The following is an 18,935-nucleotide window of genomic DNA, read 5'->3' as shown; positions in this document are numbered from 1 at the left end:
CAGCGTAAAAACCCTCGTGGTGGGACACGCAATACATAACGAGGGTATGTTCTAATCCATTCCCGGCCAAACGGCTCCGATAGGGGAACCGGGGTCCAAGACCCTTCGGCGAACCCTCCAGCCAGTACCGGGACGGACGTTCTAGACTGTCCGGGTGCAGATCCACCCCGACCCCGCTCCCACGTCCCCGGCGACCGCGACCGACACCGGTCCCGCCCTGCACATCGAGAACCTCGTGAAGACCTTCGAGGGCCGGGGTGAGCCCGTCCGGGCCGTGCGCGGGCTGAGCCTGGCCGCGGAGCACGGGAAGATCACCGCCCTGCTCGGGGCCAACGGGGCCGGCAAGACCACCACACTGCAGTGCGCCCAGGGACTGCAGCGCCCCACCTCGGGCAGCGTCCGGTTGCTCGGGGAGGACCCGTGGCACGCCTCCCCCGCATTGCGGGCGCGCGTGGGCGTGATGCTCCAGGACGGGGGTCTACCGCCGTCAGTGCGCCCCGGGGAACTGTTGCGCCACGTCAGCCGGCTCTACGCGGACCCCGTGCCCGTGGCCGAACTCGTGGAGCTGCTGGGCATCGAATCGTTCCTGACCACGGGGATCCGGCGCCTGTCCGGCGGGCAGAAGCAACGCGTGGCCCTGGCCGCGGCCCTCGTGGGCCGCCCGGACGTGCTGTTCCTGGACGAACCTTCGGCGGGGTTGGACCCCCGCTCGCGCCACATCGTCTTCGACCTGATCCGGCGCCTGCGGGACAGCGGGGTGTGCATCATCCTGACCACGCACCTCATGGACGACGCCGCCCGCCTGGCCGACTACGTCTACATCGTGGACCGGGGCACGATCGCCGCGCAGGGAACCGTTGCGGAACTGGTCAGCGCCGAACGCCACGCACCGCTCGTGATGAGCATCACGCTCGCCAAGGAGCACGCCGGTCTGCTGCGCGCGGACCCGCCGTGGCGCACCCCGCGGTTCGACGACGTCGAATGGAGCGTCCAGGACCGCACCGTGACGCTGACGGGCCCGCTGGACGCGCCACGGATCCGCGAACTGACTGCGTGGGCCACACAGAACGACACCTTGCCGGAGGCGCTGAGCGTGCAACCCCGATCCCTCGAAGACGTCTTCCTGGAAGTCTCCGGGGGGAATGCCTCGTGAGCACCTCGACCCACGAGTCCTCGGTGACCGCAGCGCCGTCGTCCCCCGCCGGGGCCGCATCCCTGCCCCGGCGCGTGCTCGCTCAGGCGCGCTTCGAGACCATGACCATGATCCGCAACGGCGAACAGTTGCTGCTTCTGCTGATCCTGCCCGTCATGGCACTCGTGGCCCTGACCGTGACCGACCTGTTGGACGGCTACCGCGTGGGGGACGCATCCCGCGTGGACGTGGCCGTGCCCGGGATCCTGGTGCTGTGCGTGATCTCGAGCGCGTTCTCCGGACAGGGGATCCAGACCGGTTTCGACCGTCGCTACGGGGTGCTGCGCTACCTCTCGACCACTCCCCTGGGTCGCGCCGGGCTGATCGCGGGCAAGCTACTGGCCATCCTGGCCGTGCTCGCGGTGCAGTACGCGGTGATTGCGGCCGTGGCCGTGCCCCTGGGCTGGCGGCCGTCCTGGGAGGCCGTGCTGGGGTCCGTTCCCCTGCTGATCCTCGTGGCACTCGCGTTCACCGGGCTCGGCATGCTGATTGCGGGGACCCTGCGGGCCGAGGCGACCCTGGCCGTGCTCAACGTCGTATGGGTCGCGCTCGCGGCCGCCGGCGGCGTCCTCTTCCCGGTGAGCGTGCTGCCCGGGTGGCTCTCGTGGCTCGTGGCGTGGCTGCCGTCCTCCGCGGCCGGTGAGGCGCTGCGGGAATGCTTCCTGATGGGTATTGTCTCCCCCGTGCCGCTGCTCGTGCTCGCCGCGTGGGCCGCGCTCAGCTGGGCGGCCACGGTCGCCTGGTTCAAGTGGGTGTGAGCTCACCCGCGTGAGCCCGCTGCGCCCAGGGGTTTCCCACGGTGTTCTCGCTACACTGGAGGGGTCCCATCCCCTCTGCCCTTGGATGCTCCGTCATGTCTGATGTCGCCCGCCGCACCGCCACCGATTCGTTCTGGTGGCCCGCCACCGTGACCCCGTGGGTGCGGGGACTCGCGGTCGCATCCCTGCTGACCAACTCGCTGTTGATCCTCACGGGCGGGCTCGTGCGCCTGACGGGTTCCGGGTTGGGCTGCCCCACGTGGCCGCGCTGCACCGCCGACTCGTGGACCAGCACCCAGGAGATGGGCGTGCACGGGCTGATCGAGTTCGGTAACCGCCTGCTGACGTTCGTGCTCACCGTGGTCGCGGTGCTCACGTTCCTCTCGGTGCTCAAACTGCGTCACGAGCACCCCAAGCTCTTCCGCCTGGCGCTGTTCCTGCTGATCGGCATTCCCCTACAGGCCGCGATCGGCGGCATCACCGTCCACGCGGACCTGCACCCGCTCGTGGTGGGGGTGCACTACCTGATCTCGGCCATCATGATCAGCCTGGCCACTCTGCTCGTGCTCAACACCCGCCGAGACGGGTTGTCGGTGGTCGCATACGAGCAGCGACCGGGGCAGTTGCACGGCTCCCGCTCCGCCGCACGCGTGCTGGGGGCGCTGACCGGTGTGCTCACCGCCGTGATCCTCTACCTCGGGACGCTCGTCACGGGCACAGGCCCCCACGCCGGGGACGAGGACAGTGCGCGGCTCGCGTTCGACTCCGTGATGATCGCCCGGGCGCACGCCATCCCCGTCTACCTCCTGACGTTCACGGTGATCGCGGGCATCGCCCTCACCGTCGTGAAGTCCCTGCCGCGGATCCTGCGTAACGCGTACCTCATCATGGCGGTCGTCATCGTGGCCCAGGCGCTGCTGGGGTACTACCAGTACTTCAACGGGGTCCCGGTTCCCGCCGTGGCCCTGCACATGGTGCTCTCGGCCGTGCTGATCTGGGCGGCCACGCGGGTGGTCTCGTTCAGCGTCTACCTCGCACAGGACACCCACGAGTACGCGGCACCCATCGACGAGCCCGCCGACGACGCCGCTCGCGCCACACCCGCGCACACCGTGCGCTGATCGCGAGGCACCAAGCTTATTCTGCGACGAAGGTCGCCGAGGGTGCGGACGAGCGCAGCCGCTCCACGGCGTCCGAGAGCAGCCGCTTGCTGTGGGACGGGATGGGCAGCAGGGGACGGCGGGGAGCGCTCGTTCGCACGCCGCACACCTCCGCCAACGCGTAGAGCACCGACAGGGGCCGTTCCTGACTCATGAGGTGCATGAGGGGATGCAGCGCGGCGCTCCAGGCTGCGGCGTCGTCCGCGCGGCCCTCCGCGACGGCGCGGTGGAAGGCCACGAACTCGGGCGCGAGCAACGCCGCCATGCCGCTGTGCCACGCCGCGCTCGGGTACTCGTCCACGATGAGTTGATCGCGGCTCACACCGTGTACGGTGCCCGGTTCGGCCTGCTGCGCGAAGAGCAGCTGGCGGGAGTGGAAGAGCCGACCGGACGCCGCGGTGTCCTTGAACGCGACCACGTTGTCCAGCCACGACAGCTCCGAGGCCAGTTCCACGGGGTAGGTGAACCCGGTGGTGGTCGGGTTGTTGTACAGGCACAACGGCAGGGACATAGCGGAGGCGACCGTCTCCACCTGGTCCGCGATCTCCTGGGATACCAACGGGATGTAACTCACGGGGCTCAACACCAGGCCGTCGGCACCGTTGTTCTCGGCGGAGTACGCGAACTGCATGACCTCCCGCGTGGTGATAGCGGAGATCCCCACGCCCACGGGCGTCCCCGAGCCCGACGCCGCGTCCACGGCCGTGCGGACCACCTGCGCCCGTTCCTGGGGGCCCAGGTAGGCGAACAGACCGGAGGTCCCGAGTACCACGATCCCGGACACTCCGCTGCGCGCGAGCCGCGCGACACTACGTTCGAGGGAATCCAGGTCCAGCCCGCCACCGGGGAGCAAGGGGGTCACGGGGTAGGCGATCACACCGGAGAAGGTCATCGAGAACATGGACCCATTTTAGGTGACCCTAACCAGCTTTCCAGGACACCCAGCCCGTGCGTGACGTCGAGAACGAAGGGCGGACGGCGTCGTCGTCCGTGGTAACGCCCGGACGGGATCCCGCGCGCTGGAGCGGGCCGGGCGAGACGCAAGCCCGAAGGGCTCCGACGGTAACGGCCCGGGTCAGAAAATGGGCCCACCCACGAACGGGTCCAGGGCCACGCCCACGAACACGAAGGTGATGTAGGCGATCGAGCCGTGGAACACGTACATGGCCTGCTTGAGCGTGGGCTTGCCGACGCGGGCCAGGCCGTAGAGCTTGTGGCAGTGGTACGTGAACCAGCCGCCGGAGATCAGGGCGATCACACCGTAGACCCACCCGGCGTCACCCACGGGGATCAACAGCAGCGAGCAGATCACGGTGGCCCACGCGTAGAGCACCACCTGGGCGCCCACGGTGCGCGCGGTGTCCACCGCACCGAGCATGGGCACGCCGGCGCGGGAATAGTCCTCCGCGTACTTCATGGACAGCGGCCAGTAGTGCGGCGGGGTCCACAGGAAGATGAACGCGAAGAGCACGAATGCGGGCCACTCAAGGGTCCCGCGCACCGCGGCCCAGCCGATCAGTACGGGCATGCACCCGGCGATCCCGCCCCACACGATGTTCTGCGCGGTGCGGCGCTTGAGCACGATCGAGTAGAACACCGCGTACAGGGCGATGGCCACCACGCCGAGCACACCGCACAAGACGCTGACCCCCAGGGTCAGCCACGCGACGGACACGACCGAAAGCACCCACGCGAAGATCAGGGCCTCACGCTCCCCCACCTCACCGGTCACGAGTGGGCGCTTGGCGGTGCGCCGCATGAGCCGGTCCTCGTTGCGGTCGATGTAACAGTTGAACGCACCCGCCGCACCGGCCGCGAGCGCGCCGCCGATCAGGGTGTTGAGCACGAGCAAGAAATCGGGGACGCCCTGCTGGGCGAAGAACATGGTGGGCACGGTGGCCACGAGGAGCAGTTCGATGATCCGGGGCTTCGTGAGCGCCACGTACGCTTTGAGCTTACGACCCAAGGTCATCCGGCCCTGATACCCCACGGGCTCCACGGTCCCGATGCGGGTCCCGGTCACTCCGTGTCCGTGCGGCGCGTGGGATCCGTGGGATTCCGGGTGCGTCGCGGTGTCAAGGTGATTCACGGAATCAATGCTCCAAAGAACGTGGGTGGCCCGGCCGTGCGCCGGGAGTGCCTGGGGCGGGCGCGCCGCACGCGCACCGATACCCGGTCATCAGTATAGCCGCCGGTCCCGGCCCACGCCGGGGTGATGTCCGGCACGCGCTTGTGCCCGTGGCGCGGGCCGCGGTCGTCCCTGCCACGCAGCGTCCCACCGGACTAAGGTTGATCCCGGAACATGCGTTCCGGGCCGATCGTCGCGGCCGAGTCCGCGGCGGAGTGTTCCGGATCGTGACCGCACAACCCGTCTAGGAAAGGGGCGCGTCACCGTGCCGAACCTCGATCAACCGTTGAACTGGACCGAGAAGGACGCCCGTGCGGTGGACACCGCGCGTGTGCTCGCCGCGGACGCCGTGCAGAAGGTGGGCAACGGCCACCCCGGCACCGCCATGTCCCTGGCCCCGGTCGCGTACCTGTTGTTCCAGAAGATCATGCGGCACGACCCCTCCGACGACCGCTGGACCGGGCGTGACCGGTTCATCCTCTCCCCCGGTCACACGTCCCTGACCCTGTACTTGCAGCTGTACTTCTCCGGCTACGGCCTGGAGATGGAGGATCTCGAGTCCCTGCGCACGTGGGGTTCCAAGGTCCCGGGTCACCCCGAGTACCGCCACACCACGGGTGTCGAGATCACCACGGGTCCGCTGGGCCAGGGGCTCGCGTCCTCCGTGGGTTTCGCGTACGCGCAGCGCTACACGCGCGGTCTGTTCGACGCCGACGCCGCTCAGGGCACCTCCCCGTTCGACCACACCGTGTTCGTGATCGCCTCCGACGGTGACCTGCAGGAGGGCATCACCTCCGAGGCGTCGTCGCTGGCGGGCACCCAGGAGCTCGGCAACCTCGTGGTGATCTACGACGACAACAAGATCTCCATCGAGGACGACACCAACGTGGCGTTCAACGAGGACGTCCTCAAGCGCTACGAGGCCTACGGCTGGGACACCACGCGCGTGGACTGGCGCAACGGCGGCGAGTACCAGGAGGACGTGCAGGGGCTGTACGACGCGATCGTCGCGGCCACCAACGTCACGGACAAGCCCTCGATCATCGCCCTGAACACCATCATCGGCTGGCCCGCCCCCACCAAGCAGAACACCGGTGGCGTGCACGGTTCCGCGCTGGGCGAGGACGAGGTCGCCGCGACCAAGAAGATCCTGGGCTTCGACCCGGAGAAGTCCTTCCAGATCGAGCCCGAGATCTTCGAGCACGTGCGCGAGGTCGGCGAACGCGGCAAGCAGGAGCGCGCGCAATGGGAGAAGTCCTTCGCCGAATGGCGTAAGGCCCACCCGGACAAGGCCGCGCTGTACGACCGGATCAAGAACGAGGAACTGCCCGAGAACTACGAGGACGCGTTCCCCACGTTCCCGGCGGGCAAGGCCGTGGCCTCCCGCAAGGCCTCCGGTCAGGTCATCAACGCCATCGCGGACACCTTCCCCGAGCTGTGGGGCGGTTCGGCGGACCTCGCGGGGTCGAACAACACCACGATCGACGACGCCAAGTCCTTCATCCCCGAGGCACGCTCCACGGCCCAGTGGTCCGGTTCCCCGTACGGCCGGGTGCTGCACTTCGGCATCCGTGAGCACGCTGCCGCAGCGATCGTCAATGGCATCGTGATGAGCAGCCAGACGCGCGCCTACTCCGGCACGTTCCTGATCTTCTCGGACTACCAGCGTCCCGCCGTGCGCCTGGGTGCGCTCATGCGCGTGCCCTCGATCTACGTGTGGACGCACGACTCGATCGGCCTGGGTGAGGACGGTCCCACGCACCAGCCCGTGGAGCAGCTCTCCGCGCTGCGCGCGATCCCGGGGCTCGACGTCGTGCGCCCCGCGGACGCCAACGAGACCTCCGTGGCGTGGCGAACCATCCTCGAGCACCACGAGCACCCGGCCGGGATCGCCCTCACACGCCAGGACCTGCCCACGTTCGCGCGGGAGGACCTTCACCCGGATCACGACGGCGAGAAGTTCGCCTCCGCCGAAGGCGTGGCCCGCGGTGGATACGTCCTCGCGGACACCGAGGGCGCCCCGGACGTAGTGCTCATCGGCACCGGTTCCGAGGTCCAGCTCGCCGTCGAGGCCCGTGAACAGCTCAAGGCCAAGGGCGTGGCCGCCCGCGTGGTGTCCATGCCGTGCCGCGAGTGGTTCGACGCCCAGGACGAGGACTACCGCAACTCCGTGATCCCGTCCGACGTCAAGGCCCGCGTGAGCGTGGAGGCCGGGATCCGGATGTCCTGGAACGACTTGCTGGGCGATGCCGGACGCGCCGTGTCCCTCGAGCACTTCGGCGAGTCCGCCGACTACCAGACCCTGTACCGCGAGTTCGGCATCACCGCCGAGGCCGTGGCCCAGGCCGCCGAGGAGTCCATCGCCGCCGCTCGGTGAACCCCGTCCCACGTCGCAGGCGGTCCGCTCGGGCCGCCTGCGACGCCCCAGAACCCTTCGACGTGAAGTGAGGACATCATGACGACTCCCACCCAGAAACTCTCCGACGCCGGCGTCTCCATCTGGCTCGACGACCTCTCCCGCCAGCGCCTGACGAGCGGGAACCTCCAGGAACTGATCGACACCAAGAACGTGGTGGGCGTGACCACCAACCCCACGATCTTCGCCGCGGCACTCGCGGACGGTGAGTCCTACCGCGAACAGGTCTCCGAGTTGGCCAAGGCCGGCACGTCCGTGGACGACGCCGTCTTCCGCATCACCACCGACGACGTGCGCGACGCGTGCGACCTGTTCACCCCGATCGCCCAGGCCACCCAGGGCGTGGACGGCCGCGTGTCCATCGAGGTGGACCCCCGCCTGGCCCAGGACGCCGATGCCACGTCCGCCATGGCCCAGAAGCTCTCGCAGACCATCGACCGGCCCAATGCGCTCATCAAGATCCCCGCCACCGAGAAGGGCCTGCCCTCGATCGCGGCCACGATCGCGGAGGGCATCTCCGTGAACGTGACCCTGATCTTCTCCCTGGACCGCTACCGCGGGGTCATCAACGCGTACATGCAGGGCCTCGAGGAAGCGCTCGAGAACGGCAAGGACCTCTCCACGATCCACTCGGTCGCGTCCTTCTTCGTCTCCCGCGTGGACACCGAGATCGACAAGCGTCTGGACGCCGTGGGCACGGACGAGGCCAAGGCCCTGAAGGGCAAGGCGGGTCTCGCCAACGCGCGCCTGGCGTACCAGGTCTACGAGGAGCAGCTCGAGACCGAGCGCTGGAAGCGCCTGGCCGCGGCCGGGGCCAACCCGCAGCGTCCCCTGTGGGCGTCCACGGGTGTCAAGGACCCGTCCCTGCCGGACACGCTGTACGTGAGCGAACTCGTGGCCCCGAACACCGTGAACACCATGCCGGAGAAGACCCTGGACGCGACCTACGACCACGCCGAGATCACCGGTGACACCGTGACCGGGACCTACCAGCAGGCCACGGACGTGCTCAACGCCGTGGCCGAGCAGGGGATCTCCTACGAGGAGGTCGTGGACCAGCTCGAGACCGAGGGGCTGAAGAAGTTCGACAAGTCCTGGGACGAGCTGCTCGCCACGGTGCGCACCGCCCTCGACGAGGCCCGCTGAGCCGAACCCAGCCACTGCGTCGCGGCTGCGATCCCGCGCCGGGCACCCGCCCGGTGAGCGTCGGGTCGGAGCCGCGCCGCGGCGTCGTTGTCCGAAAACCCAGTTCCGAGGAGGCTCCCCGTGAGCTCATTGTCATTGCAGGCGGCCGGCGCCGCGCGTGAGGCGATCGATACGCACGTCCCGCGTCTGGTCGCCGAGAACTTCGCGTCCGAACTCTTCGACCAGAACCCCGCGCTGTGGGGCTCCGCCGCGCAGGAGGAGGCCGCGATCCGGCTCGGGTGGACCGACGCCGTGCGCGTCTCGCGCCCCCTGGTGCCCGAGATCGAGCAGTTGCGCCACGACTTCGCCCGGGAGGGCGTGACCCGTTTCGTGCTCGCGGGCATGGGCGGTTCGTCCCTGGCCCCAGAGGTGATCACGCGCAGCGCGGGGGTGGACCTGTTCGTGCTGGACTCCACCGACCCGGAGATGGTCACCAAGGCGCTCGAGGACCTCGAGCACACCGCGCTCGTGGTCTCCTCCAAGTCCGGGTCCACGGTCGAGACGGACTCCGCCCGGCGCGTGTTCGTGGACGCGTTCGAGCGCGCGGGCATCGACGCGCCGTCGCGCGTGGTGGTCGTGACGGATCCCGGTTCCCCCATGGACTCCGCGTCCCGTGAGGCGGGCTACCGCAAGGTCTTCACCGCGGACCCGAACGTGGGCGGACGCTTCTCGGCGCTCACCGCGTTCGGCCTCGTGCCGTCGGGGCTCGCCGGCGTGGACGTCGCAGCGCTGCTCGACGACGCCGAAGAGTCCACCGAGATGCTGCGCGAGGACGACGAGAACAACATCGGTCTGCAGCTCGGCGCGGCCCTGGGCGGGACGTCCCCGCTGCGCGACAAGATCGTGCTCGTGAACCAGGGCGCGCCGTTCGTGGGCTTCGCGGACTGGGCCGAGCAGCTGATCGCCGAGTCCACGGGCAAGTCCGGAACCGGTGTGCTGCCCGTGGTCGTGAACGACGCCGCTCCCGAAGTGACGTCGGGCGCCCCCGACGTCCTGGTGGTCTCGCTCGTGGACGACGAGGCCGTCACGGAGGAGCAGGGCGAGGGCGTGCGCGTGGCCGGTTCGCTGGCCGGGCTCATGATGGCGTTCGAGGTCGCGATCGCTGTGGTGGGACAGTTGCTGCGCATCGACCCGTTCAACCAGCCGGACGTGGAATCCGCCAAGGCGGCCACTCGCGAGCTGCTGGCCGCCAAGCCCGAGCCCTCCCCCGCCGCCGCCACGGACGGCGCGATCGAGATCCGTGGCAGTGAACAGCTACTCGACGGCGCCACGACCGTGCCCGAGGCGCTCGCCGCTCTGCTCGCCCAGCTGCCCGAGAACGGCTACGTGAGCGTGCAGGCGTACTTCGACCGTCTCGAGTGGGCGCAGCTCGAGTCGATCCGCGATCTGCTCGCACGGCACACGGGCCGTCCCGTGACCTTCGGTTGGGGACCCCGGTTCCTGCACTCCACGGGTCAGTACCACAAGGGCGGCCCCGAGCAGGGTGTCTACCTGCAGATCACTGCGGCCACGGGCACTGACGTGGACATCCCCGGGATCCCGTTCACGTTCGGTGAGCTCATCGGCGCGCAGGCCGACGGCGACGCTGGTGTGCTGAGCGATCACCACCGTCCCGTCGTGCGGCTGCGGCTCACGGACCGGGCCGAGGGTGTCGCACAGCTGCTCAGGGTGGCATCGGAGCTGTGACCCGCCACCAACCGCTAACGAACAGGAACACGCGTGCCTGACAACAAGAACTGCAACCCGCTACGCGATCCCCGCGACCGGCGCCTGACCCGGGTCGCCGCGCCGTCGGCCCTCGTGTTGTTCGGCGTCACGGGTGACCTCGCCAAGAAGAAGCTGCTGCCGGCCATGTACGACCTGGCCAACCGTAGCCTGCTCCCGCCGGCCTTCTCCCTCGTGGGGTTCGGCCGGCGGGACTGGGACGACGCCCAGTTCGCCGAGTACGTCAAGGAACACGTCGCCGAGCACGCGCGCACGCCCTACAACGAGGACCTCTGGAACCAGTTCGCCTCGGGTCTGCGTTTCGTCCACGGCGAGTTCGACGACGACGACGCGTACCACCGGCTCGCGCAGACCCTCGACGAGCTCGACCGGGACCGGGGCACCCGCGGCAACCACGCGTTCTACCTCTCGATCCCGCCCAAGACGTTCGAGGTGGTGTGCCAACAGCTCGCGGACCACGACCTCGCCGACAGCGAGGACAGCACGGGCTGGCGACGCGTGGTCATCGAGAAGCCCTTTGGGCATGACCTTGAATCCGCACGGGAGCTCAACGCGATCGTGGAACGCGTGTTCCGCGCGGACAGCGTGTTCCGCATCGACCACTACCTGGGCAAGGAGACGGTGCAGAACATCCTGGCGCTGCGCTTCGCGAACCAGATGTTCGAGCCCTTGTGGGACGCCCGCTACGTGGACCACGTGCAGATCACCATGGCCGAGGAGATCGGGATCGGTTCGCGCGCCGGCTACTACGACGGCGTGGGCGCGGCCCGGGACGTGATCCAGAACCACTTGCTGCAGTTGCTCGCGTTCACCGCCATGGAGGAACCCGCGTCCTTCACGGCGCACAACCTGCGCCGCGAGAAGGCCAAGGTACTCGAATCCGTGGTGCTGCCCGAGGACCTCGGGAAGCATTCCGCGCTGGGCCAGTACACGTCCGGGCTGCAGGGCGGGGACTACGTCAAGGGCTTCCACGAGGAGAAGGACATCCCCGCGGATTCCCGCACGGAGACCTTCGCCGCACTGCGCGTGGACATCAACAACCGCCGCTGGGCGGGCGTGCCGTTCTACCTGCGCGCGGGGAAGCGGCTGGGCCGGCGGGTCACCGAGATCGCGGTGGCGTTCAAGAAGTCGCCCAACCTGCTGTTCCGGGACATGGACAACGACGAGTTCGGTCAGAACGCGATCGTGATCCGGATCCAACCGGACGAGGGCGTGACCATCCGCTTCGGCTCCAAGGTCCCGGGCACCCAGTCCGAGATCCGGGACGTGACCATGGACTTCGGTTACGGCCACGCGTTCACGGAGTCGAGCCCCGAGGCCTACGAGCGGTTGATCTTCGACGTCCTGCTGGGCGAGCCCCCGCTGTTCCCGGACCACTCCGAGGTGGAGCTGTCCTGGAAGATCCTGGACCCGTTCGAGGAGCACTGGGCCGAGCAGCGCGTCATGCCCGAGCCGTACGCACCGGGTTCGTGGGGACCGGACTCGGCGCACGAGTTGATGGCCCGTGACGGGCGAGTTTGGAGGCGACCGTGATCGTTCAGATGGAGAACACCACCGCGGCGAAGATTGAGAAGAAACTCAATCAGTTGCGGGACGAGAACGGCGTGGTGACGCTGGGCCGCGTTCTGACGCTCGTGGTCCTGGCGCAGGCCGGTCACTCGGAGGTCGCGGTCGAGGCCGCGAACTACGCGAGTCACGAGCACCCGTGCCGGATCATCGTGCACGTAGCGCACTCCCGCACCGACGAGACCCGCTTGGACGCGCAATTGCGCGTGGGCGGGGACGCCGGTGCGTCCGAGGTGATCCTGCTGCACGGCTACGGCGAGCTCGCCGAACCCACCGAGACCCTGGTCTCCGCGCTGTTGCTGCCGGATGCGCCCATCGTGGCGTGGTGGCCGCACGACTTCCCGGAGAATCCCGGCACGAGCTCGATCGGGTGCATCGCCCACCGCAGGATCACCGACTCCTCGCGCGCGCCCGCACCCTTCGAGTCCCTGGCACAACTGTCCCAGCAGTACCGCCCCGGGGACACGGACCTGTCCTGGACACGGATCACCAACTGGCGCATTCAGCTCGCGGCGGTCCTGGACCAGGTGGGGCCCGTGAAGGTGCGTGAGATCGTGCTCGAGGGGTCCACGGTGGCGCCGTCCATGGTGCTGTTGGGGGTGTGGCTGTCCAGCAAGCTCGATGCCCCGGCGACCATCATCACCGACGACACCCGGCGCGGTCTCGACCGCGTGTGCATGGTCACCGACGACGGATCGGTGCAGCTGCACCGCCCCGGCCGCACCGTGGCCGTGCTCTCCCAGCCGGGCCAGCCGGATCAGCAAATCGCGATGCCCGTGCGGGATCTCAACGCGTGCCTCGCGGAGGAACTGCGGCGGTTGGACGCGGACGAGGTCTACGGCGAGGTCATCACCTCGGGGCTCGCGAGTGCCCGGATCACGACCCGCACCGTCGGTGAGGAGGCCCCAGAGTCTTCCGAGAACACCACGGTGCAGGGCGACGATGCCTCGGTTTCCGCATCGACCCAGGGGGCCGGCGATGAGTGAGCCGTCCCGCCCGGAACCGCGACTCGTCCCGCACGAGGGTGACGAACGCCTTGCCCGGGACACCGCCCGGCGCGTCCTCGAGGTGCTCGAGCACGCCCAGGACGAACGCGGGGAGGCCACCCTCGTGCTGACCGGCGGGAGCATGGGGACCCGCGTGATCGGTGAGCTGGCCGGCAACCCGGACGCCGCCGTGATCGACTGGTCGCGCGTGAACGTGTGGTGGTCGGACGAGCGGTTCCTGCCTGGCGCGGACGGCGAACGCAACGGTGTCCAGGCCGCGGACGCGTGGGACGAGACCCACGAGCTGACGTGGGACCGCGTGCACCCCGTGGCGGGTTCGGACGAGATCGCCTCGGCCGATGCCGCGGCCGAGGACTACGCCGAGGAACTCGCCGCCGCGGCCGAGCACGAGGGATCCGACACGGGCCTGCCGGTCTTCGACCTGGCCCTGCTGAGCCTGGGCCCGGACACCCACGTGGCGTCCCTGTTCCCGGGCCGCGAGGACGTCCTGCGCACGGACGCCCCGGTGTTCGCGGTGGAGGACTCCCCCAAACCGCCGCCCACCCGCGTCACCATGTCACTACCCGCGATCAATTCCGCGCAGCGGGTCTGGTTGCTGGTCGCCGGGGCCGCGAAGGCCGAGGCCCTCGCCACGATCCGACGGCCGGGGATCACCGCGACCGAGGCCCCGGCCAGCGCGGTGCGCGGGACCCGGGAGACCCTGTGGCTCGTCACGGAGGACGCCCTCCCGGGCGTGCCCGAGGACCCCGACCCGGCGGGCGGCACCGCGGGCTGAGCCCACGGCCCCGGGGGCGGGACGGCGGGCTGAGCCCATGATCCCGCCCCCGGATCCGGCCCATCGCCCGGTACGGACGGGACGACATCGCAACCCGGATACGACGACGTCGGCCCGGACCTTCACGGTCCGGGCCGACGTCGTCTGCTCTACTGAGTTCTTCTGCTGTGCCGAGTTCTTGTGCTGCGCCGAGTCGAGGCGACCGGAACAGCCGGTGCGCGTCCGGCGGGTCTCAGACCCCCGGGCCGTTAAAGCGCATCAGCAGGCCGTAGCTCACGATGGCCAGGACCCACACGATCGCCAGCACGGTGGTGATCCGCACCACGTTCTTCTGCGCAGCGCCGGAGGTGTTCAGCGACTGGGTCATCCCGCCACCGAACATGTCCGACAGACCGCCGCCCTTGCCCTTGTTGAGCAGGACGAACATGATGCACAGGATGCCGGTGACCACGATGATCACCTGGAGGGCGATCTGGAGGATCTCCACGAATAGCCTCGATTCACGAATCTCGGGGGCGGGTCGACTTTCAGCGACCGGAGGGGATCACTGGTCGGTGACCAGGTGCTGCTCGAACCGGGCAATCTTAGCAAATTCCTCCGCGTCCAGACTGGCACCGCCCACCAGGGCACCGTCCACGTCCGCTCCCCCGAGGATGTTCGCGACGTTCGAGGACTTCACCGAACCGCCGTAGAGCACCCGCGTGGCCTTCGCGAAGTCCTCGCCGTACAGCGACTCGAGCTCCGCCCGGATGGCGTGCGCCATCTCCTGGGCGTCCTCGGGCCCGGCCACCTCACCCGTGCCGATGGCCCACACGGGTTCGTAGGCCACCACGAGGCCCTCGAGCTCGCCGGCGTTGAGCTCCGCGAGGCTCCCGCGCAACTGCTCGAGCGTGTACTGCACGTGCTCACCCGCCTGGCGCTGCTCGAGACCCTCGCCGATGCACAGCATGGGGGTCAGGCCGTGACGGATCGCAGCGCGGACCTTGTCGCGGCACTGCTCATCGGATTCCGAGTGGATGCTGCGCCGTTCGGAGTGCCCCACGAGCGCGTAACGGCAGCCGAGCTTGGCCAGGAACTGGCCCGAGACGTCTCCCGTGTACGCCCCGGAATCCTGGTCGGAGAGGTCCTGGGCGCCGTAGGCGATCTGCAGTCCGTCACCGTCCACTAGGGACTGCACGGAGCGCAGGTCGGTGAACGGGGGGAACACCGCGACCTCCACGCGGGAGAAGTCGTGCTTGGCGTCCTTGAGCGTCCACGCGAGCTTCTGCAGCAGGGCGATGCCCTGCGTGTGGTCCATGTTCATCTTCCAGTTGCCCGCGATCAGGGGCGTGCGGTCGAAGACACCGTTGGTCTGGGTGGTCATGGCTGGATCTCCTTCGGTCGTGCGGCGTGGCTGTGGACGGGGGCGGGCGCGTGGGGCCCGCGGCGGCGGGCCCCACGCATCACGGTGTGTGGCGGCTCAGGCGCCCAGCGCCACGAGGCCCGGCAATTCCTTACCCTCGATGTACTCGAGCGACGCGCCACCCCCCGTAGAGATGTGGCCGAACTGGTCGTCCCGGTATCCCAGGTTGCGCACGGCGGAGGCGGAGTCGCCGCCGCCGATCACGCTCATGGCGTCGGAGTCCACGAGGGCCTGCGCCACGGTCTTGGTGCCGTTGGCGAACGCCGGCATCTCGAACACGCCCACAGGACCGTTCCAGAACACGGTCTTCGCCTCGGCGATCGTGCGCGCGAACAGTTCGGCGGACTCGGGGCCGATGTCCAGGCCCAAGCCGGAGTCACCGATCTTCCCACCCTCGATGTCCGAGACCGGGCGGACCTCGTGCTCGGCGTCCTTGGAGAACTCGGAGGCGTACACAACGTCCACGGGCAGCACGATCTCGGTGCCCGCCTCGGCGGCGCGGTCCAGGTAACCCTTGACGGTGTCGATCTGGTCCTTCTCGAGCAGGGACGAACCCACCGCGTGACCCTGGGCCGCGAGGAACGTGAAGACCATGCCGCCGCCGATGAGCAGCGAGTCCGCCTTACCGATCAGGTTGTCGATCACGGCCAGCTTGTCGGAGACCTTGGACCCACCCATGACCACCACGAACGGGCGCTCGGGATCGGAGATAACCTTGCGCAGGACGTCCACCTCGGTCTTGACCAGGTCACCCAGGTAACCGGGCAGCGCGCGGGCGATGTCGTACACGGAGGCGTGCTTGCGGTGCACGGCCCCGAAGGCGTCATCCACGTACGCACCGTTCTCCCCCGTCAGGGACGCGAGCTCGGCCGCGAACTCCTCCCGCTCGGCGTCGTCCTTGGACGTCTCGCGCGGGTCGAAGCGCACATTCTCGAGCACGAGGATCTGTCCGTCCTGCAAGGCCTCGGCCTTCTCGTGGGCGTCCTGACCCACCACGTCCGAGGCGACGACGACGTCCGCGTCCGCGAGCTCGGCCAGGCGCGCGGCGGCCGGCTCGATCGAGTACTTGGGATCCACGGTGCCCTTGGGGCGCCCGAGGTGCGCCATGACGATCAGGCGTGCGCCGGCGTCGGCGAGCTTGGTGAGCACCGGTAAGGACGCGCGCACGCGACCGTCGTCGGTCACGGTGGAACCGTCAAGCGGAACGTTGAGGTCCGAGCGCACGAGCACGCGGCGACCCGCGACCCCCTCCGCCATGAGATCGTCCAGTGACTTGGCCATATCCGTCATCCCTTCCTGTGGTGATGCCGTACTGATGACAATGGCGCCGGTACCCGCGGGCACCGGCGCCACTGAGCGGTCTGACTCAGAGCTTATCCGCTACGTAGGAGACGAAGTCCACGAGACGCAGGGTGTAGCCCCACTCGTTGTCGTACCACGCGATGACCTTGACCTGGTTGTCGATGACCTTGGTCAGGGGCGCGTCGAACACGGTGGAGACGTCGTAGCCCTCGATGTCCTTGGAGACGAGCGCTTCCTCGGAGTACTCGATGATGCCCTTGAAGGGGCCCTCGGCGGCCTGCTTGATCGCGGCGTTCACGGACTCGACCGTGACGTCCTTCTCCACGTCCACGGTGAGGTCCACGAGCGAGCCGGTGGGAACCGGGACGCGCACGGCGAAGCCGTCCAGCTTGCCCTTGAGCTCGGGCAGCACGAGGCCCACGGCGGCGGCGGCACCGGTGGTCGTGGGGATCATGCTCAGCGCGGCGGCGCGGGCGCGGCGCAGGTCCTTGTGCGGGGCGTCGTGCAGGCGCTGGTCACCCGTGTAGGCGTGGATCGTGGTCATGAGACCGCGCTCGATGCCGAACTCGTCGTTGATGACCTTGGCCAGCGGCGCGAGGCAGTTGGTGGTGCAGGACGCGGCGGAGACCAGGTTCATGCTGGCCGAGTCGTAGGATTCGTGGTTCACGCCGTAGACGAACGTGCCGTCCACTTCCTTGCCCGGTGCGGAGAGCACGACCTTCTTGGCACCGGCGTCCAGGTGCGCCTGCATCTTGGGGCCGGTCGTGAACCTGCCCGTGCACTCGATCACAATGTCCACGCCGAGCTCGCCCCAGGGCAGCTTGGAGGGATCGGCCTCGGCCAGGAACTTCACCTGGTGGCCGTTCACGGTCATCATGTCACCGTCCAGGGTGACGTCCGCGCCGAGCCGGCCCATGACGGAGTCGAACTCGAACAGGTGCTTCAAGGTCTCCGGATCCGTGAGGTCGTTCACCGCGACCAACTCGATGTCGTGGCCGTGCTCGGTGTACAGGGCCCGCGCGAAGCAGCGTCCGATCCGTCCGAAACCGTTGATGCCAACCTTTACTGTCACTGCGATCTCCTCTGTCTGTCGGGGGTTGGCGGGTACCGGTCCGTCGAGATGTGGGATCCAAACCAAACGGTAGAACTCCCACACTCTGTTCTCGACGTCGTTCGAGGCCCGCCGGGTCTTCCGGTCCTATTCTACCGAGAATTCACGCGGTCCGACAGGGGCTCGACGCACATTCAGGCGACTCTCCCGTAAACCCCACACAAACCCACAGCACCGGCGTGTTGTCCGCGGGTGCTACTATGCGCGCTGCTGTTCCGACCCAGCGTGCGCGGCGAACTCGGAGGTCGTGGCCACACCCAGTTCCTCGGCACGGCGGTCCGCCATGGCGAGCAGTCGGCGGATCCGCCCGGCGATCGCGTCCTTGGTCAGGGGCGGGTCCGACAACCGACCCAGCTCATCCAGGCTCGCCTGCTTGTTGGCGACCCGGAGCCGGCCGGCGGCCCGCAGATGCTCCGGGGCGTCGTCCCCGAGCAGGTCCAGGGCACGCTCGACCTTGGCCCCCGCCGTGACCGCGGCCTGCGCGGAGCGGCGCAGGTTGGCGTCGTCGAAGTTCGCGAGCCGGTTGGCCGTGGCGCGCACCTCCTTGCGCATCCGGCGGTCCTCCCACTGCAGCAGAGCGCGGTGCGCGCCCAGGCGCGTGAGCAGCGTGGCGATCGTGTCCCCGTCGCGCACGACGACGCGGTCCGCCCCGCGCACCTGCCGCGCCTTGGCGAGCACGTCCAGCCGACGCGCGGAACCCACGAGCGCGAGCGCCGCCTCGGGACCGGGGCACGTGAATTCCATCGCCGCGGCCCGCCCCGGTTCGGTGAGCGAACCGTGGGCCAGGAAGGCACCTCGGATCACGGCGGCGGACTCCTCGACGCTGCCGTTGACTACGGTGGGCGGCAGACCGCGCACGGGACGACCGTGGGCGTCCAGCAACCCGGTGCGCCGGGCCAGCGCCTCACCGTCGCGGGCAACCCGCACGACCCACGTACGGTCCCGGCGCAGACCACCGCCGCTGATCACCCCGAGCTCGCACTCGTGGCCGAAGACCTCCCCCACGGCGCGTGCCGCGCGGCGCGCGACAGATTCGGTGTCCAGCTCCGCCTGCACCACGATCCGCCCGCCCACGATGTGCAGCCCGCCCGCGAAGCGCAACAGCGCCGAGAGCTCCGCCGCGCGCACCGCGGACTTGCGCACCTGCAGGTGCGAGAGTTCTTCCTTGACCGAAGCGGTCAATGCCATGGTTGTCGATCTCCTTGCCG

The 18,935-nt window shown here is 69.0% G+C and carries 16 protein-coding genes; 9 read left to right on the top strand and 7 right to left on the bottom strand.

What is annotated here, in order from left to right; genetic code table 11:
- Nucleotides 1-154 precede the first annotated feature (154 nt).
- The 3 genes from ACW9PK_RS12545 to ACW9PK_RS12535 all read left to right on the top strand — a co-directional run bounded on the left by ACW9PK_RS12545 (nt 155) and on the right by ACW9PK_RS12535 (nt 3,071).
- Nucleotides 155-1,153, top strand: a complete 999-nt coding sequence (locus tag ACW9PK_RS12545; protein ID WP_085107480.1) for an ABC transporter ATP-binding protein — start codon at nt 155-157, stop codon at nt 1,151-1,153.
- Complete coding sequence (locus ACW9PK_RS12540) at nt 1,150-1,950, top strand: ABC transporter permease (RefSeq protein ID WP_260850424.1); 801 nt, start codon at nt 1,150-1,152, stop codon at nt 1,948-1,950. The genes ACW9PK_RS12545 and ACW9PK_RS12540 overlap by 4 nt, the downstream gene beginning before the upstream one ends.
- A 95-nt stretch (nt 1,951-2,045) precedes the next feature.
- Nucleotides 2,046-3,071: a COX15/CtaA family protein gene (locus tag ACW9PK_RS12535; RefSeq protein WP_098053386.1), complete on the top strand. Its 1,026-nt coding sequence runs from the start codon at nt 2,046-2,048 to the stop codon at nt 3,069-3,071.
- A 16-nt stretch (nt 3,072-3,087) separates the two neighbouring features.
- Here ACW9PK_RS12535 and ACW9PK_RS12530 read toward each other — a convergent pair whose 3' ends face one another.
- Both ACW9PK_RS12530 and ACW9PK_RS12525 read right to left on the bottom strand, forming a co-directional pair.
- On the bottom strand, nt 3,088-4,011 hold the full coding sequence (locus ACW9PK_RS12530) for a dihydrodipicolinate synthase family protein (protein ID WP_085107486.1): 924 nt from the start codon (nt 4,009-4,011) through the stop codon (nt 3,088-3,090).
- Between the two features lie 174 nt (nt 4,012-4,185).
- A complete protein-coding gene (locus tag ACW9PK_RS12525; RefSeq protein ID WP_167319156.1) occupies nt 4,186-5,082 on the bottom strand; it encodes a heme o synthase in 897 nt (298 codons plus the stop codon).
- Between the two features lie 421 nt (nt 5,083-5,503).
- Here ACW9PK_RS12525 and tkt point away from each other — a divergent pair, with 421 nt between their 5' ends.
- The 6 genes from tkt (at nt 5,504) to pgl (ending at nt 13,912) form a co-directional block, all read left to right on the top strand.
- Complete coding sequence (gene tkt / locus ACW9PK_RS12520; RefSeq protein ID WP_457016101.1) at nt 5,504-7,615, top strand: transketolase; 2,112 nt, start codon at nt 5,504-5,506, stop codon at nt 7,613-7,615.
- A gap of 78 nt (nt 7,616-7,693) precedes the next feature.
- Nucleotides 7,694-8,800, top strand: a complete 1,107-nt coding sequence (tal, locus tag ACW9PK_RS12515) for a transaldolase (protein ID WP_457016099.1) — start codon at nt 7,694-7,696, stop codon at nt 8,798-8,800.
- Between the two features lie 120 nt (nt 8,801-8,920).
- On the top strand, nt 8,921-10,525 hold the full coding sequence (locus tag ACW9PK_RS12510; RefSeq protein WP_457016098.1) for a glucose-6-phosphate isomerase: 1,605 nt from the start codon (nt 8,921-8,923) through the stop codon (nt 10,523-10,525).
- A gap of 33 nt (nt 10,526-10,558) precedes the next feature.
- Nucleotides 10,559-12,097, top strand: coding sequence for a glucose-6-phosphate dehydrogenase (zwf, locus tag ACW9PK_RS12505; protein ID WP_064845169.1), 1,539 nt, complete (start codon nt 10,559-10,561; stop codon nt 12,095-12,097).
- The gene (locus tag ACW9PK_RS12500; RefSeq protein ID WP_457016096.1) at nt 12,094-13,116 is read left to right on the top strand and encodes a glucose-6-phosphate dehydrogenase assembly protein OpcA; all 1,023 of its coding nucleotides are present in this window, start codon (nt 12,094-12,096) and stop codon (nt 13,114-13,116) included. The genes zwf and ACW9PK_RS12500 overlap by 4 nt, the downstream gene beginning before the upstream one ends.
- Complete coding sequence (gene pgl, locus ACW9PK_RS12495; RefSeq protein ID WP_270450310.1) at nt 13,109-13,912, top strand: 6-phosphogluconolactonase; 804 nt, start codon at nt 13,109-13,111, stop codon at nt 13,910-13,912. Before ACW9PK_RS12500 ends, pgl begins: the two co-directional genes overlap by 8 nt.
- 232 nt (nt 13,913-14,144) lie before the next feature.
- On the opposite strand, the gene secG is transcribed toward pgl, so the two are convergent.
- From secG to whiA, 5 genes are all read right to left on the bottom strand, one after another.
- Nucleotides 14,145-14,399 carry a preprotein translocase subunit SecG gene (secG, locus tag ACW9PK_RS12490; RefSeq protein WP_162228974.1) on the bottom strand — a complete coding sequence of 85 codons (255 nt, stop codon included), beginning with the start codon at nt 14,397-14,399 and terminating at the stop codon, nt 14,145-14,147.
- Between the two features lie 57 nt (nt 14,400-14,456).
- Complete coding sequence (tpiA, locus tag ACW9PK_RS12485) at nt 14,457-15,275, bottom strand: triose-phosphate isomerase (RefSeq protein WP_457016094.1); 819 nt, start codon at nt 15,273-15,275, stop codon at nt 14,457-14,459.
- A 96-nt stretch (nt 15,276-15,371) separates the two neighbouring features.
- A complete protein-coding gene (locus tag ACW9PK_RS12480) occupies nt 15,372-16,595 on the bottom strand; it encodes a phosphoglycerate kinase (RefSeq protein ID WP_206478520.1) in 1,224 nt (407 codons plus the stop codon).
- Between the two features lie 85 nt (nt 16,596-16,680).
- Nucleotides 16,681-17,688, bottom strand: a complete 1,008-nt coding sequence (gene gap / locus ACW9PK_RS12475; protein WP_064846590.1) for a type I glyceraldehyde-3-phosphate dehydrogenase — start codon at nt 17,686-17,688, stop codon at nt 16,681-16,683.
- A gap of 237 nt (nt 17,689-17,925) precedes the next feature.
- A complete protein-coding gene (gene whiA, locus ACW9PK_RS12470; RefSeq protein ID WP_239318529.1) occupies nt 17,926-18,915 on the bottom strand; it encodes a DNA-binding protein WhiA in 990 nt (329 codons plus the stop codon).
- Nucleotides 18,916-18,935: the final 20 nt, after the last annotated feature.

The organism is Kocuria sp. MNB10, from assembly GCF_054073685.1.
The sequence above is the reverse complement of the archived record's forward strand: the minus strand, read 5'-3'. Positions and strand labels throughout refer to the sequence as shown.

What these genes read in the sequence shown, in the direction of transcription:
- ACW9PK_RS12535 (WP_098053386.1), top strand. Translation starts at nt 2,046, where the DNA reads ATGTCTGATGTCGCCCGCCGCACCGCCACCGATTCGTTCTGGTGGCCC.
- ACW9PK_RS12530 (WP_085107486.1), bottom strand. Translation starts at nt 4,011, where the DNA reads ATGTTCTCGATGACCTTCTCCGGTGTGATCGCCTACCCCGTGACCCCC.
- ACW9PK_RS12525 (WP_167319156.1), bottom strand. Translation starts at nt 5,082, where the DNA reads ATGACCTTGGGTCGTAAGCTCAAAGCGTACGTGGCGCTCACGAAGCCC.
- tal (WP_457016099.1), top strand. Translation starts at nt 7,694, where the DNA reads ATGACGACTCCCACCCAGAAACTCTCCGACGCCGGCGTCTCCATCTGG.
- pgl (WP_270450310.1), top strand. Translation starts at nt 13,109, where the DNA reads ATGAGTGAGCCGTCCCGCCCGGAACCGCGACTCGTCCCGCACGAGGGT.
- tpiA (WP_457016094.1), bottom strand. Translation starts at nt 15,275, where the DNA reads ATGACCACCCAGACCAACGGTGTCTTCGACCGCACGCCCCTGATCGCG.
- ACW9PK_RS12480 (WP_206478520.1), bottom strand. Translation starts at nt 16,595, where the DNA reads ATGGCCAAGTCACTGGACGATCTCATGGCGGAGGGGGTCGCGGGTCGC.
- whiA (WP_239318529.1), bottom strand. Translation starts at nt 18,915, where the DNA reads ATGGCATTGACCGCTTCGGTCAAGGAAGAACTCTCGCACCTGCAGGTG.